Annotated in this window: 15 protein-coding genes; 3 read left to right on the forward strand and 12 right to left on the reverse strand. The window is 74.7% G+C overall.

The genetic code is table 11. The features are described 5' to 3' along the window. Window positions 1–59: 59 nt before the first annotated feature. The 9 genes from M8H82_RS28240 to paaA are packed head-to-tail and all read right to left on the reverse strand — an operon-like array spanning window position 60 to window position 7,591. Window positions 60–1,319 carry a kynureninase gene (locus M8H82_RS28240; protein ID WP_250077885.1) on the reverse strand — a complete coding sequence of 420 codons (1,260 nt, stop codon included), beginning with the start codon at window positions 1,317–1,319 and terminating at the stop codon, window positions 60–62. Then, window positions 1,316–2,164 carry an alpha/beta fold hydrolase gene (locus M8H82_RS28245; protein ID WP_250077886.1) on the reverse strand — a complete coding sequence of 283 codons (849 nt, stop codon included), beginning with the start codon at window positions 2,162–2,164 and terminating at the stop codon, window positions 1,316–1,318. The genes M8H82_RS28240 and M8H82_RS28245 overlap by 4 nt, the downstream gene beginning before the upstream one ends. After that, a complete protein-coding gene (locus tag M8H82_RS28250) occupies window positions 2,154–3,002 on the reverse strand; it encodes a tryptophan 2,3-dioxygenase (protein ID WP_250077887.1) in 849 nt (282 codons plus the stop codon). The genes M8H82_RS28245 and M8H82_RS28250 overlap by 11 nt, the downstream gene beginning before the upstream one ends. A 24-nt stretch (window positions 3,003–3,026) precedes the next feature. Further along, the gene (locus tag M8H82_RS28255) at window positions 3,027–3,803 is read right to left on the reverse strand and encodes an SDR family oxidoreductase (protein WP_250077888.1); all 777 of its coding nucleotides are present in this window, start codon (window positions 3,801–3,803) and stop codon (window positions 3,027–3,029) included. Window positions 3,804–3,835: 32 nt separating this feature from the next. Continuing rightward, the gene (locus M8H82_RS36660) at window positions 3,836–4,951 is read right to left on the reverse strand and encodes a ferredoxin--NADP reductase (RefSeq protein ID WP_250077889.1); all 1,116 of its coding nucleotides are present in this window, start codon (window positions 4,949–4,951) and stop codon (window positions 3,836–3,838) included. Window positions 4,952–4,961: 10 nt separating this feature from the next. Further along, complete coding sequence (paaD, locus tag M8H82_RS28265) at window positions 4,962–5,480, reverse strand: 1,2-phenylacetyl-CoA epoxidase subunit PaaD (protein WP_250077890.1); 519 nt, start codon at window positions 5,478–5,480, stop codon at window positions 4,962–4,964. Further along, window positions 5,477–6,283, reverse strand: coding sequence for a 1,2-phenylacetyl-CoA epoxidase subunit PaaC (paaC, locus tag M8H82_RS28270; protein WP_374211704.1), 807 nt, complete (start codon window positions 6,281–6,283; stop codon window positions 5,477–5,479). Before paaC ends, paaD begins: the two co-directional genes overlap by 4 nt. Beyond that, window positions 6,273–6,584 carry a 1,2-phenylacetyl-CoA epoxidase subunit PaaB gene (gene paaB / locus M8H82_RS28275; RefSeq protein WP_250077892.1) on the reverse strand — a complete coding sequence of 104 codons (312 nt, stop codon included), beginning with the start codon at window positions 6,582–6,584 and terminating at the stop codon, window positions 6,273–6,275. Before paaB ends, paaC begins: the two co-directional genes overlap by 11 nt. Then, a complete protein-coding gene (gene paaA, locus M8H82_RS28280; RefSeq protein ID WP_250077893.1) occupies window positions 6,581–7,591 on the reverse strand; it encodes a 1,2-phenylacetyl-CoA epoxidase subunit PaaA in 1,011 nt (336 codons plus the stop codon). Before paaA ends, paaB begins: the two co-directional genes overlap by 4 nt. A 323-nt stretch (window positions 7,592–7,914) precedes the next feature. On the opposite strand from paaA, the gene M8H82_RS28285 reads away from it, so the two are divergent. From M8H82_RS28285 to M8H82_RS28295, 3 genes are read left to right on the forward strand one after another with little or no spacing between them, the layout of a single operon-like run. After that, a complete protein-coding gene (locus tag M8H82_RS28285) occupies window positions 7,915–8,163 on the forward strand; it encodes an acyl carrier protein (protein WP_250077894.1) in 249 nt (82 codons plus the stop codon). Further along, window positions 8,163–9,647 (forward strand): class I adenylate-forming enzyme family protein, encoded by a 1,485-nt coding sequence (locus M8H82_RS28290; RefSeq protein WP_250077895.1) that lies wholly within the window; start codon window positions 8,163–8,165, stop codon window positions 9,645–9,647. The genes M8H82_RS28285 and M8H82_RS28290 overlap by 1 nt, the downstream gene beginning before the upstream one ends. Before the next feature lie 18 nt (window positions 9,648–9,665). After that, a complete protein-coding gene (locus M8H82_RS28295; protein WP_250077896.1) occupies window positions 9,666–10,508 on the forward strand; it encodes a 4'-phosphopantetheinyl transferase superfamily protein in 843 nt (280 codons plus the stop codon). A gap of 53 nt (window positions 10,509–10,561) precedes the next feature. Here M8H82_RS28295 and M8H82_RS28300 read toward each other — a convergent pair whose 3' ends face one another. The 3 genes from M8H82_RS28300 to M8H82_RS28310 all read right to left on the reverse strand — a co-directional run. Beyond that, window positions 10,562–10,756, reverse strand: a complete 195-nt coding sequence (locus tag M8H82_RS28300) for an antitoxin (protein WP_250077897.1) — start codon at window positions 10,754–10,756, stop codon at window positions 10,562–10,564. Between the two features lie 71 nt (window positions 10,757–10,827). Continuing rightward, the gene (gene ccrA / locus M8H82_RS28305; protein WP_250077898.1) at window positions 10,828–12,057 is read right to left on the reverse strand and encodes a crotonyl-CoA carboxylase/reductase; all 1,230 of its coding nucleotides are present in this window, start codon (window positions 12,055–12,057) and stop codon (window positions 10,828–10,830) included. A 29-nt stretch (window positions 12,058–12,086) separates the two neighbouring features. Beyond that, window positions 12,087–14,509 (reverse strand): alpha/beta fold hydrolase (locus M8H82_RS28310; RefSeq protein ID WP_250077899.1); only part of this gene is annotated, 2,423 nt, incomplete at its 5' end.

Genomic DNA, 14,509 nt, shown 5'->3' on the forward strand with positions numbered 1-14,509 from the left:
CTCCTCTGCAGTGCCTTGACTGCTGGGAGATGGCGTGCGCCGGCCGCTGCCCGGTCCCCTCAGGTCACCGGTCCCGTGGTCGGCGGCGCCGGGTCGTAGGCGGCGTCCCGGGTGAGGTCGCGCAGGCGCAGCGCGGCTGTGAGGAGGTCACCGTGGGTGGTGAAGAGGGCGTTGACGCCGAAGCGCAGCAGGTCGGGTGCGCGCATGTCGGCGATCACGCCCCGTTCGGCGAGAGCGACGGCCAGGCCGTGGGCGTGCGGGTGGCGCAGGGTGACCTGGCTGCCGCGGCGGGCGGGGTCGGCCGGGGTGACGGAGGTGAAGCCGAGGGGGGTGAGGAGGGTGTCCGCGCAGTCGAGGAGGAATCCCGTCAGCGAGAGGCTCTTGGCGCGGACATCGGCCAGGTCGACGCCGTCGAAGGCGGTGAGGGCCGCTTCGAGGGCGAGCAGCGACAGCACCGGCGGGGTGCCGATGCGGGCACGGGCGATGCCGGGGGCGGGCGTGTACTCCTGCGCCAGGCCGAACGGGTCGGCGTGGCCGGTCCAGCCGGGCAGCGGCGTCTCCAGGACGGCGTGGTGGCGGCGCGCCACGTACAGGAAGGCGGGGGCGCCGGGGCCGCCGGAAAGGAACTTGTAGCCGCAGCCGACGGCCAGGTCCACGCCGATCGCGTCGACGTCGAGGGGCAGGGCGCCGGCTGCGTGGCACAGGTCCCACAGCGTGAGGGCGCCGGCGTCGTGGGCGGCGCCGGTCAGTGCCCGCATGTCGTACAGCTCCCCGGTGCGGAAGTCGACGGGCGAGTAGCTGACGACGGCGACCCGGTGGCCCTCGGCGGCGAGGAAGCGCGGGAGGTCCGCGGGCTTGACCCGCCGTACCTCCAACTCCCGGCGGCGGGCGACCGCGTCGGCGAGGTAGCGGTCGGTGGGGAAGTGCCCGGGGTCGGTGACCAGCAGCGGGCGGTCCGGGCGGAGCGCGGCGGCGGCGTCGAGCGCGGTGAACAGCTGCACGCTGGTGGAGTCGCCCGCGACCGTCTGGCCGGGCGCGGCCCCGATGAGCGCGCCGATGGTGTTCCCGACCCGCAGGGGGGCTTCCCACCAGCCGTTCGCGTTCCAGGAGCCGATGAGGCCGGTGGCCCATTGGTGTTGCACGACGTCGTCCAGGGCTGCGGGGACGGCGGCGGGCAGCGGGCCGAGGGAGTTGCCGTCGAGGTAGACGACGTCCGGCGGGAGGAGGAAGCGGGCGCGGAGGGGGGCCAGGGGGTCGTCGGTGTCGAGCCGTGCGGCGCGCTCGCGCAGGTCGGCGGGGGCGGACAGGGCGGTGGTCATCGGTGTGCGGCCTCCTGGCCCGCGCGGCCGGAGTCCTTCGGGGGGAAGGCGGCGGCCATGTCGCGGAGGGTGTCGGCGACCGCGCGGGCGCCGGGCGCTTCCGGTTCGATGAGGGTGTAGTGGCCGGTGCCGGGCAGGACGACCGTCCTGAGGTCCCGGTGCACGGCCGCGTAGTCGCCGAACTGGGTGAGGGGGACCTCCTCGTCGGCGGCGCCGTGCAGCAGCACGGTGGGGACGCCGGTGGTGCCGGTGTCGCGCAGCAGGGTGAGGGGGTCGACCTCGGGCAGCCGCTCCGCGAAGCGCTCCTCGCCGCCGAGGAGTTGGAGGGCGGCGTCGTTGCTGAGGCGGTCGCGGCGGGTGGCGGTGAGGTCGGTGATCGGCGCGAGGGCGAGGACGCTCGTCGGCAAGGTACGGGTGTGCCAGCGGGAGCTGGGCGGCAGCAGTCCCCGGGCGGCGCACCACAGTGCCAGGTGGCCGCCGGAGCAGTGGCCCGCCAGGACGTGGGGCCGCCCCTGGGGCAGCGTGTCCAGGATGCGGGTCACGTCGTCGAAGGTCTCGGGGTAGCCGCCCGCGCCGCCGGAGCGGCGGAAGCCGGGAAGCAGTACCTCGAAGCCCTGCTGGGACAGCCAGGCCGCGAACGGGGTGAGGTGCATGCGGTCGTAGCGCCAGTAGCCGCCGTGCAGCAGGATCACCAGCGGGGCGTCGGGGTCGTCGGACGGCCAGGCGTCGTAGGACTGGTGGGGGTGGTCGCCGTAGCGGCCGTGTACCTCTGCCAGGACCGGCTTCAGGCTCAGGACCCGCTGCTCCTCTGCGGCGGCGAAGGCGGAGATGGTCCTAGATGTCACCGCGCACCTCCCACAGTTCGGGGAAGACCGGGCGGGTGGCCCGCTGCTCCAGCCAGGCGAGCCCGGCGGAGCCCGCGCTGCCGGGTTTGGCTCCCATGGCGCGGCGCACCACCAGGACGTGGTCGTGGCGCCAGCGGGTGACGAGTTCGGCGATGTCGGTGAGCAGTTCGCCCAGCGCGAGGTGGGGGTGGTGCTGTGGCCCGGCGTAGATCTGCCGCCACGCCTGGGTCACCCCGGGGTCACTGGTGTACGGGCTGGTCATGTCGCGTTCGCGGACGTGGCGCGGGACGGGCAGGCCCTGCCGGTGGAGGTAGGCCAGTACCTCGTCGTACAGGGACGGTTCGCGGTAGGTCTCGGCGAGGGCCTCGTGGACGGCCGGGTCGCCGCGGTGGGCGCGCAGCAGCCGGGCGGACTTGTCGCCGAGGAGGAACTCCACGTGCCGGTACATCGCCGACTGGAACCCCGACGCCCGGCCGAAGGCGGCCCTGAAACCGTTGAACTGGGCGGGCGTCAGGGCGGCGATGGGCGCCCAGGCGCCGGCCAGAGCGGTGAGCGCGCGGCGGCTGCGCGTGAGGGCGTCCATGGCCGCGTGCAGGTCGTCCTTGGCGAAGGCCACCCGTGCCGTGCGCCACTCGTGCACGATCAGGGTGAACCACAGTTCCATCACCTGGGTGGTGACGAGGAAGCCCATCTCGTCCGGGGCCTCGGTGAGGGGGTGCTGGAGGGAGTTGAGGACGGACGCGTGGACGTATGTGTCGTAGGGGCTGGCGCCCGCGAAGGGCCGGGTCAGGGCGTCGTCCGTCACCGGCTCGTCGAGGGCTGACGTGCGGTCGTTCATCGCATCTCCTAGAAGGCGGCCGGGTCACACACCGAGGTGGGCGCCGCCGGAGGCGTCGATCCACTGGCCGGTCACCCAGCGGGCGTCGTCGCTCGCGACGAAGGAGACGACGTCGGCGATGTCCACCGGGTCGCCGAGCCGGCCGAACGTGGAGGCCTCGGAGTAGCGGCGGCGGATCTCCGGGACGGCGAGGGTGGGGTTGATCTCCGTCTCGGTGTAGCCGGGTGCGACGGCGTTGACGGTGATGCCCCGGGGTCCCAGTTCCTGGGCCAGGGAGAGGGTGAGGTAGTCGAGGGCGGCCTTGGTCATGGTGTACGAGACGATCGCCGGGAAGGCGACGCGGGTCGCGACGGAGGAGATGTTGACGATCCGGCCGCCGTCGCGCAGGCGGTCCAGGCCGCGCTGGATGATGAAGAACGGCGCCTTGGTGTTGATCGCGAAGACGCGGTCGTAGTCGGCCTCGGTCACCTGGGCGAGGGGGCGGGGGACGGTGATGCCCGCGTTGTTGACGAGGATGTCCAGGCCCGCCGGGGCGTCCTGCTCCGCCAGGGCCGCGTCGAAGGCGGACCAGAGGGTGTCGGCGTCGCCGGGGACGCCGAGCTCGGCGTGCACGGGGAAGGCGCGTCCGCCGTCGGCCTCGATCTCCTTGACGGTCCGCTCGGCGGCCGTCCCGTCGTGGCCGTAGTGGACGGCCACCAGGGCGCCCTCGCGGGCGAGGCGGCGGCTGATGGCTCTGCCGATGCCCCGGCTGCCTCCGGTGACCAGGGCGGTCTTTCCCTCGTGGCGGGCGGTGGCGGTCATCGTGGGTCTCCTTGGCTTCAGGGGCGTACGGGTCAGGTGTCGAAGTCGAGGGTGATCTCGGGGGTGAGCGGCCGGGCGCGGCAGACGAGGGTGTAGCCGGCGGCGTGGTCCCGTTCGTCCAGGGCGGGCTGGCCGTCGGCCGTCACCTGCCCGGACCGGACCTTGGCGCGGCAACTGCCGCACACCCCCTCGCGGCAGGCGTACGGCACGTCGGGGTGGGCGCGCAGCAGGGCGTCGAGGAGGACCGGGTCGTGCGGCTGGACGGTGGCCACACGGCGGCGGCCGTCGAGCAGGGCGGTGACCCGGACCTGTCCCGCCGCGGGTGCGGGTGTGGCCGGTTCCGGTGGCCGCTGTGCCTCTCCCCCGGCCGTGAACAACTCCCAGCGCACGAGCGCCGGATCGGCGCCCTCTTCGGCCAGGACCCGCCGCGCGGTGTCGACGAGGCCGGGCGGTCCGCACAGGGCGTAGGCGGTGTCCGGGCCGGGGCAGGCGTCCACGGCCGCCAGCAGGCGGCGCAGCCCGGCCGCGTCGAGCCGTCCAGCCAGTAGGGCGCCCCCGCTCCCCCGGTCCTCGCGGGTCAGTACGTGCAGGACGGTGCACCGGTCGACGAACTCGTCCTTCACCTCGGCCAGTTCGTCGGCCAGCAGGGCGTCGGCGGCGGTACGGACCGAGTGGACGAGGGTGACGCGGCAGGCCGGGTCCCGGCGCAGCGCGTGGGCGGCCATCGGGGCCAGCGGGGTGATGCCGGTGCCGCCCGCGAGAAGGACGTGGTGGGCGTCGGGCAGCTCCGGCAGGGCGAAGGCGCCGGTGGGCGGGGAGAGTTCGAGGTGGTCGCCGGGTGCGAGGCGGGTGGCGGCGTGGGTTCCGAAGCCGTCGGGGGCGCCCTGTTTGATCACCAGGCGGAGGGCGCCGGGGGCGTGCGGGGGCGGGCAGAGCGAGTAGCTGCGGCGCAATTCGCCGTCGCCGTGGCGGTGCCGGACGATGACGTGCCGGCCGGGGTGGTGGGCGTAGACCTCGCGCAGGGCGGTGGGCACGTCGAAGGTGACGGCCACCGTGTCGGCGGTCGGGTGGCGGACGTCGGTGACGCGGAGCCGGTGCCAGCGGGTGCGGGGTGAGGCGGCGGGCGGGGCGGGGGCGGCGGTGTTCACGGTGGGTGCCTTACAGCGCGGTCAGGTGGGGGAAGGGCTCGCGGCAGGCCGTGCACCACAGCACCGACTGGCAGCGGGAGGGCCCGAAGGGGCTGTGCGGCCGGGTGGCCCGTGAGCCGCAGTGCGGGCAGGGCACCTCGCCGAGACCGACGAGGACCGGGCCGGGGCCGCCGGGGGCCGGGGTGGCGGGCGGGGCGATGCCGTGCGCGGCGAGTCGGCGCCGGCCCTCGGGGGTGATGCGGTCCGTCGTCCAGGGCGGCGCGAGGACGTGCCGGACCCGGCCGTCGGGGTGGCCGCAGGCGGTCAGGACCTCCCGTACGGCGGCGGTGATCTCGCCCAGTGCGGGGCAGCCCAGGTAGGTGGGGGTGATCTCCACCTCCAGTACGCCGTCGGCGGCCGGGGCGACGCAGCCCACCACGCCGAGATCGCCGAGGCCGATCACCGGCAGTTCCGGGTCCGGGAGCGCCGCCACCCGTTCGCGCACCTCCTGGGCGGAGCGGCGGTGGGTGTCCGGTACGGTCGCGCTCACCAGGTGCCTCCGGGGAACTGCCGCCGCACTGACTGCAGTTCGGCGATGAGCGGCCCGAACTCCTCGGTGTGCAGCCCCGAGCGGCCTCCCGTGGCCGACCAGGCGGGCCGGGGCACGGTGAGCCCGGCCCCGGTGACGACCTCGGTGACCTGCCCGAGCCACGTCTCGCGCAGCGATGCCGGGGAGGGCACCGTGCCGGAGGCGGCCAGGCGGCGCAGCACCTCGTCCTCCTCGAAGAGTTCGGCGGTGTACGGCCACACCCGTTCCAGGCCGTCCCGCATACGGCGGGCGCTCACCTCGGTGCCGCGCCCCAGCGTCACCGTCCAGCGGTCGGCGTGCAGCCGGTGGTAGGCGACCTCCTTGGCGGCGCGGGCGCCGAACGCGGCGAGGTCGGGGTCGGCGCAGTGCGCGAGGGCCTCGTAGTACAGGACGGCGTAGTGCGTGTAGGCGAGCTGCCGGGCCACGGTCATCGCGAAGTCGCCGTTGGGGAGTTCGGTCAGCAGGGCGTTGGTGAACTCACGGTCCGGGCGGCCGTAGGCGAGGTCGTCCTCGGTGCGGCCGGTGCCGTCGAGCCGTCCGGCGCGGGTGAGCAGGGCGCGGGCGTGGCCGATCAGGTCGAGGGCGATGTTGGACAGGGCGAGGTCCTCGTCGATGGTCGGCGCGCGGGTGATCCACTGGCACAGCCGCTGGCCGAGGACGAGCGCGTCGTCGCCGAGGCGCAGCAGGTGCCGGGCCAGGTCGGGTGCGGTGGACGGTCCGTTCGGCCGGGGGTCCGGGCGCGCCGCCGGGGCGTCACTCGTGATGCTCACCTTCGGGGCCTTTCTCGGTCAGCGGCGCGAAGTGCTCGGGGTAGCGGTAGGGCTTGTGGCGGGCGCCCGCGAAGTACGGGTCGCGTTCGTCCGGGGAGGCCGTGTGGACGGCGTCGGAGCGGACCACCCACACCGACAGCGGGTCGCCCCGGCGCGTGTACAGGTCGCGGGCCGCGGCCAGTGCCGCGTCCGGTCCGGCCGCGCGCACCGAGCCCACGTGCTGGTGGGCCAGGCCCCGGCGGGCCCGCACGAAGACCTCCCAGGACGCCGGTGCGCCCTCCCGCATCCCGCTCATCCGTCCTCTCCTGCCCGCGCGTCTTCGACGGCGGCGTACGCGGCGGCGGCCTCGCGGACCCAGGCGCCGTCCTCGTGCGCGGCCCGGCGGTGCGCGATGCGCTGCCGCGCCCAGTGGGTGTCGTCGCCCAGTGCCTCGCGGTAGGTGTCCCAGTCGATCGGGGTGAAGTCGTAGTGGCCGCGCTCCTCGTTCCAGCGGATCGCCGGGTCGGGCAGCGTCAGGCCGAGGCGTTCGGCCTGCGGGACGCAGGAGTCGACGAAGCGCTGGCGCAACTCGTCGTTGGTGTGGCGCTTGATTCCCCAGTCCCTCGCGCGGCGGGAGACCGCGGCGCCCAGCGCGGCACTCGACGCGTCGGCGCCGCCCGCCTCGGTGTCGGGCGGCCCGAACATCAGCGCCACGGCCGGCAGCCACCAGCGGTCGACCGCGTCCTGCGCCATCTCCTTCTGCTCCGGCGTCCCCTCGCACAGGGCGCGCATCAGGTCGTAGCCCTGCCGCACATGGAACGCCTCCTCCTGGCAGACGCGGCGCATCGCCCGGGCGTACGGCCCGTAGGAGGTGCGGCACAGGGGTGCCTGGTTGATGACGGCGGCGCCGTCCGTCAGCCACGCGATGGCCCCGGTGTCCGCCCACGTGAGCGCGGGGTGGTTGAAGGTGGCGGAGGCGCGCTGCTGCCCGCGGTGCAGGGCGTCCAGCAGGTCGGCGCGGTCCACGCCGAGCGTCTCGGCGGCGGAGTACAGGTACAGGCCGTGACCGGCCTCGTCCTGGACCTTGGCGATGAGGACCGACTTGCGGTGCAGGGACGGGGCGCGGGTGAGCCAGGCGCCCTCCGGCTGCATGCCGATGATCTCGGAGTGGGCGTGCTGGGCGATCTGGCGGACCAGCATGCGGCGGTATCCGTCGGGCATCCAGTCGCGCGGTTCGATCGTCTCGCCGGCGGCGACGAGCGCGTCGAAGTGCGCGAGCAGGTCGCCCTCGGCCACGGCGGGGGCGGTGGCCGGCGCGGTCACCGGGCACCGCCCGGGCGTCCGGTGAGCGCCGCGGCGGTGCCGTAGCGCGGGCACCGTCCGGGGGTGCGGGCCCGTACCGGCTGCCTGGGCACGCGCATCACTCCTTCGGTTCGGGACCGCCCGGGCGGGGCCGGGCGGAGCGGGTGGCTTCGTAGCGGTAAGAGGCCCCGGGCGCGGCCCGGCTATCCCCGCGGCGCCCGGTTCGGGCGCGTGACAAAGCTCACGGGCCGGTCCGGGGAGTGCGGCCCGGGCCCGGCGCCTCTTCAGGGGGTGACAGTCGTACATCGCGCGGCGGCCGGCACGCCGAGGCGGAAGGGGAAACCATGAGCACCATCAGGCAGTTGCTGGTCGAACTCACCGGTACGGCCGAGTACGCCGACCAGGTCGGTGACGACGTCAACCTGGTCGACACCGGCATCGACTCCGGGGATCTGGTGCGTCTCGTGCTGCTCGTGGAGCGGCGCCTCGGCGTGGAGATCACCGCCGAGGACGTGCAGGAGCTGCGCACCATCGCCGACTACGAACGTTTCGTGGCCGAGCGCACGGTCGCCGGCGCGAGCGGCGGTGCGTGATGTGGCTGACGCAGCTGCTGGAACGCAACCGCCAGTGCTGGCCCGACCGGACCGCGCTGGTCGACGAGGAACGCAGCGTCACCTGGGCCCAGTTCCACGACCGCACGCTGCAACTGGCGTACGGGTTGGCCCAGCTGGGCATCGAGCGGGGTGACCGGGTCGCCGTGCTCGCCAAGGACCGGATCGAGGTCCTGGAGAGCTACTTCGCGCTGGCCCGGCTCGGCGCGCTGTTCGTGCCGCTGAACCACAGCCTGGCCGAGCCCGAGGTCGCTGGGATCGTGGAACGCGTCGGCGCGGTGGCCGTCATCGGGGAGACGGAACTGCTGGACCGGCACCCCGAGCTGCCCGCGTCGGTGCGGATCCGGCTGGCACTGGACAAGCCCGCCTTCGCGGCGCTTGGCACCCTGGCCGGGGCGCGGGAGCTGCCGCGGGTCGCCGACACCGACCCGATCGCCGTCCTGCACACCTCGGCGACCACCGGGCAGGCCAAGGGGGTGACCGTCGACAGCGGGTCGTTCCGGGCGATCGCCCTCGGCTGGCTGGTGATGGCCCGCCCCACCGACGGCATCGTCATGGTCAACTGCTGCCCGCTGTACCACGGCAGCATGGTCGTGTCCCTGACCTACCTGGCGGCCGGTGCCACGGTCGTGCTGATGCCCGGCTTCACTCCGCAGCGGGCGCTGGCCGCGGTGGAGCGGCACCGGGCCACGCACATGTGGCTGGTGCCGCAGATGCTGCGCTTCATGCTCCAGGCCAAGGGCTCCCACCGGACCGACCTGTCCTCCCTGCGGGAGATCCTGTACGGCGCCGCCCCCATGCCGCTCGACGTCTACGCCGACGCGGTCGGGCGGCTCGACTGCGGCTTCCGGCAGGTGTACGGCATGACCGAGGTGGGCGGCCCGTTCGTCACGCTCGGTCCCGAGGAGCACCCCGCCCCCGGGGAGGTCACCGCGCGGATCCCCTGCGGCCGGGTCGTGCCGGGCATGTCCGCCCGCGCGGTGGACGAGGGCGGCCGCCAGGTGCCGCGCGGCGAGATCGGCGAGATCGTGGTGCGCGGGCCGGGCGTCATGCAGGGCTACTGGAACGACCCGGAGGCCACCGCAGAGATCACCCTCGACGGGTGGATCAGGACGGGTGACCTCGGCTTCGTCGACGACGCGGGCCGCATCAGCCTGGTGGACCGCACGAAGGACGTCATCATCCGCGCGGGCCAGAACGTGTACCCCTCGGAGATCGAGCGCGCCCTGATGACCCATCCGGCGGTCCGGGACGCGGCGGTCGTCGGGATGCCCGACGAGGACTACGGCGAGGTGCCGCTCGCGTACGTCGCCCTGGAACCGGGCGCTGAGGCGGGCGCGGCGGCGCTGCTCGCGCATGTCGCGGGGCTGCTCGCCCCGTACAAGCGCCCGCGGCGGGTGGAGTTCATCGAGCAGGTGCCGCGCAATCCCGCCGGGAAGATCGTCAAGAAGCTCCTGCGGGTGTGACGCGTGCAGCGGGCGCCGATGACCGCACGCCCCGCGCTGACCGGGCCGGCCGGGACGGAGACGTCCTGCCCGGCCCGGAACGGTCGGGAGTCCTTGGGCGGGGCGGGCGGTGAGGCCGGGCAGGCGCCAGGCAATGCCCCAGGGCGGACGGCGGGACGACGGCCGGTCCGGGCCGCGGATGACGAGTACGCGGGGGCGGCGGGCCGTGAGGTGACGGCGCTGCGTCCGCTGCTGGCCGCCGCCGGGCTCGGGCTGGGCGTCGCGGCCGTCTGCGAGCCGGGGCCGGAACCGGCCGGACCCTCCGAGGCGGCCGCAACGACGTCGATGCCGCCGAAGCGCCGGCTGGAGTTCCTGGCCGGACGCCGGGCCGCCCGGCGGGCGCTGCGCGCGGTAGGACTGGAGTGCGGGGAGATCCCCAGGTCGGGGCGGCTTCCGGTGTTCCCGCCGGGCCGGGCGGCGTCGATCTCGCACAGTGCCGGCATCGCCGTCGCAGTGGCCCGCGCCCCGGGCCGGGACCTGCCGCTCGGCTGCGACCTGGAACTGCGTCCCCTCCCCCGCGACGCGGCCCGCCTGGTGCTGCACGCGGACGAGGAGGCGCTGCTCGGTACGGGCGCGCAGGCCTGGTCGGTGACGGATCTCTTCTCCGCGAAGGAGGCCGCCTGGAAGGCCCTCGTCGGGCCGGACGGCGAGCACCCGGCCGGACCGGTGGGAAGCCTGCGCGGCCTGCGGGCCCGACCCGACGGGGACGGCCTGCGCGTCTGCCTGCGCGCGGCACCCGCACACGCGGTGCGGGTGCGGGTGGTGCGCATCGGGGCGGGCGTGTTCAGCTACGTCGCCGGCCGGGCCGACGCCCACGGCTGAGCGGGGTTTCCTCGCCTCCGGTGCGCCGGGGGCGAGGAAACCCCGCTACCGGGTCAGCGCTGCGTGCCGCCGCCGTCCCGGTAGGAGCGCCGTGCCGCGTCGGCGGCCTTGTCGGTCCTGGCGTCGTACTTGTTGCCGGTCCGCTCGTCGACCATGCGCTCGGCGCCCGAGACACCCTTGTCGGCCTGGTCGGGGTGGCCCTTGGCCATCTGCTTGGCCTTGTTCATCATGTCGCCCAGCTTGCCCATGGGAAGTACCTCCGGCGGGGTTGGCGTGTGCGTCGTACCCCGCCGCAGGTACCCCTCTGAACCGGGGCGAATCACCCCCGGTCGCCCACGCGGGCGGCCATGTTCCCCGCCGGGTGGCGGTTGTCGTGGATGAGCTGGTGGGCGAGGCCGATCTCCTCGAAATCGAAGGTCCGGGACAAACACGGGTCGATGACACCCTGGTCGATCAGCCGGGTGATCTCCCGTGCCTCGCGGGCGGTGGCGACGTGCGAGCCCTGCAAGCGCTTCTGCCGCATCCACATGAAGCGCAGGTCGACGTCGCCGTTGTAGCCGGTGGTGCCGCCGCACAGGACGACCATGCCGCCGTTGTCACACAGGTACAGGGACGTGGGGATGGTGTCGGCGCCGGAGTGCTCCAGCACGATGCGCGGGCTGCGGCGCTCGCCGATCACGTCCCAGAAGGCCCGTCCGAAGGCGCGGGCCCCCGACAGCCAGCGGCCCATCGCCTTGTCGTCGGCGGTGTCCGGCAGCCGCCCCCAGTGGTCGAACCGGCGCCGGTCGATCCAGCCCTCGGCGCCCAGCTTGAGGCAGAACTCGCCGCGCTCCTCGCTGGAGACGACCGCGACGGGGATGCCGCCGACGTGCCGCACGAGCTGGATGGCGATGCAGCCGAGGCCGCCCGCGCCGCCCCAGATCAGCACCGGGTCGCCGGGGCGCACGGTGTGCGGGGGCCAGCCGAACAGCTGGCGGTAGGCGGTGGCGGCGGTCGCCATGTAGCAGGCGGCCTGCGCCCAGGACAGCCGGACGGGCTTGGGGTGGAGCATGTAGTCGTCGACGACGGCGAACTGGGCGAAGGACCCGTAGTTCTCCTCGTAGCCCCACACCCGCTGGCTGGTGGACCAGGTGGGGTCGCCGCCGAGGCGGATGTCCTCGGCCCTCTCGTCCCAGCGGTTGGCGAGGACGACCACCTCGTCGCCGAGCTTCACCCCGCGGACGTCCTCGCCGACCGCCCACACGATCCCGGACAGGTCGGAGCCGCCGATGTGGAAGTCCTCGGTGGCGCCCGCCTTCTGCCGGGCGGCGATCACGTCGAGCGGCTCGCCCAGCGCCGCCCAGACGTTGTTGTAGTTGATGCCGGCGGCCATCACCTTCACCAGGACCTGGCCGCGGCCCACGGGCGGGACGTCGACCACCTCGGTACGGAAGGCGTCGACGGGTTCTCCGTAGCGCTCACGGCGGATGAGCGAGGCGTACATCTTCGTCGGGACGGTGCCGATCTCGGGCGCGTCCCCGAGTTCGTAGAGGTCCTGGGTCGCTCTCACGCTGGCTCTCCTCAGCACTCAGCACGGGTTCACGGGGAAGGTGTGGCGGACCGGTCACCGGGGCCGCGCAGGGCCTTGGCGACCGCCTCACCGATGCGGGCGATCGGTTCGGGTTCGGTCATCTCGTAGTGGCCGCAGGGCACGTGGTGGTCGTGGAGGGTGCCGTCGACGTAGGGCCGCCAGCTGTCGGCCTTGCCGGGCAGCACCGCCAGGTCCGCCGGGAAGTCGGTGGGCTGCTCCTCGGCGGCGCTGAAGAACAGCACGTCACCGCGGTAGACGCCGGGGGCGAACTGGGGCGCGATGCGCAAGTTGTTGCGCATGACGGCGGCGATGGCGGCGGCCTCGGCGCGGGTGACGGGCACGCTCGCCGGATCGGCGAGGACGCGGGCGTCGATCCGCTCCAGGACGCTCTCCACGGCTGCCTCCGCGTCGACGGGGAGACCGGCCACCCGCGACAGCAGGGCCGCCACCTGGCGTTCGGCCGCGTCGGGGTCGTGGGCGGTGCCGTGCGGCTGGGGGGCGTCGAGCAGGGCGAGGAGTTCGACGCGCTCGCCGTCGCGCTGGAGGGCGCAGGCCATGGCGTGGGCGACGAATCCGCCGTAGGACCAGCCCAGCAGCCGGTACGGACCGTGCGGCTGCACCTGGCGCACCAGGTCGAGGTAGTGGGCGACCATGGCGGCGGCGTCCGGCGCGGGCGGCCGGGTGCCGTCGAGGCCGGCCGCCTGGATGCCGTAGACGGGCTGGTCGCCGCCGAGGTGGGGCAGCAGACCGGTGTAGCGCCAGGAGACGCCGGCGCCGGGGTGGACGCAGAACAGGGGCGTGGCGGTGCCCTCGGCGCGCAGCGGCAGCAGCGGTCCGAGCGCGGTGGGTGCGGTCCGCTGCGCCTGCCCGTCCTGCTCGTCGGCGGCGGCGAGGACTCCGGCCACGGTGGGCGCGGCCAGCAGGGCCGCCGCCGGGATGTCGACGCCCGCCTGGCGCAGCCGGCCCGCGAGCAGCACGGCGCGCATCGAGTCGCCGCCGAGGTCGAAGAAGTTGTCGTGCAGGCCGATGCCGTCGATGCCGAGGGTGTCCTCCCACAGCCGGGTGACCTCCCGTTCGCGTTCGGTGCGGGGCGGTACGTGCTCCGTAGCCAGCCGGGGTCGCGGGGCGAGGCCGAGGGCGTTCTCTTGCGCGGCCGCAGTGTCGTCCGGGGTGGTGCGGGTGCCGGGGGCGTCGATCCAGTGGCGCCGGCGTTCGAAGGCATAGGGGGGCAGCGGGGCCCGCCGGGGCGTGCCCGGCACCGCGGGCAGGGCGCTGTCCACGCCGACGCTCCACAGCCGTCCCAGAGCCTCGGCGAGCACGAAACCGTCGGACGCCTCGGCCTTGGCGTGCCGCATGGTGGTCACCGTCACCGGTGCCGCGTCGGCGAGCCGGCCGGTGGCGAGCCTGGTCAGGGTGTCGCCCGGCCCGATCTCCACGAGGACGGGGTGCAGGCGGTCCCACAAGGCGGCGATGCCGTCGGCGAACCGCACGGTGTGGCGGGTGTGGTCGAGCCAGTGGCGTACGGAAGTGGCCTGGGCGTCGGTGACCCAGGTGCCGGTGACGTTGGTGACGTAGGGGATGCGCGGCGGGCGCAGGGTGACCTGGCGCAGGTGGGTCTCGTAGGCGGGCAGGAGCGGGTCCAGGACGTGGGAGTGGGCGGCGGCGGGGATGCGCAGGCGGCGGAACGGGACGTTGCGGCGGGTCAGTTCGGCCTCGAAGCGTTCGACGGCGTCGAGGTGTCCGGCGACGGTGCAGGCGCCGGGTGCGTTGACGGCGGCCAGGGACAGGCCGTCGTCGAGCAGCGGGCGGATCTCCTCGGCCGGGGCGGCGACGCCGACGGTGGCGCCGCCGGCCGTGCTGATGAGGCGGATGCGTTCGGTGACCAGGGGCAGCATGTCCGCCAGGTCGATGACCCCGGCCAGGCAGGCGGCCGTGTACTCGCCGAGCGAGTGGCCGATCAGCGCGTCGGGGCGGACGCCCGACTCGATGAGTGTGCGGGCCATGGCGTACTCGGTGACCACGAGCCCGAGGAACGCGGCGGTGTCGTCGGGCCGCCGCTCCTCGAAGAGGGCGGTGCGCACGTCGGCGCCGAGGACGGGCCGCAGGATGCGGGCGCACTCGTCGACGGTCTCGCGGTAGACGGTGTGGTCGCGGTACAGCTCCGCGCCCATGCCCGGGTACTGGGTGCCGCCGCCCGGCAGCAGGAACGCCACGCGGGCCGGGTCGTCGCAGAGCGGCGGGGTGGCGGGGGCCGCGGAGCGCAGCGCGTCGAGGGCCTCGTCGCGGGAGGCCGCGGTGACGGTGAGGCGGTGGCGCAGTGCGGGCCGGTCGGTGCGCAGGGAGTGCGCCACGTCGTCCAGGCGCAGGTCCGGGCGGCGTTCGAGGTGCCGGGCGAGTGCCTGGGCCTGGCCGCGCAGGGCGCCCGCGGTGC

This window comes from Streptomyces sp. YS415 (assembly GCF_023544665.1).
GTDB lineage: Bacteria > Actinomycetota > Actinomycetes > Streptomycetales > Streptomycetaceae > Streptomyces.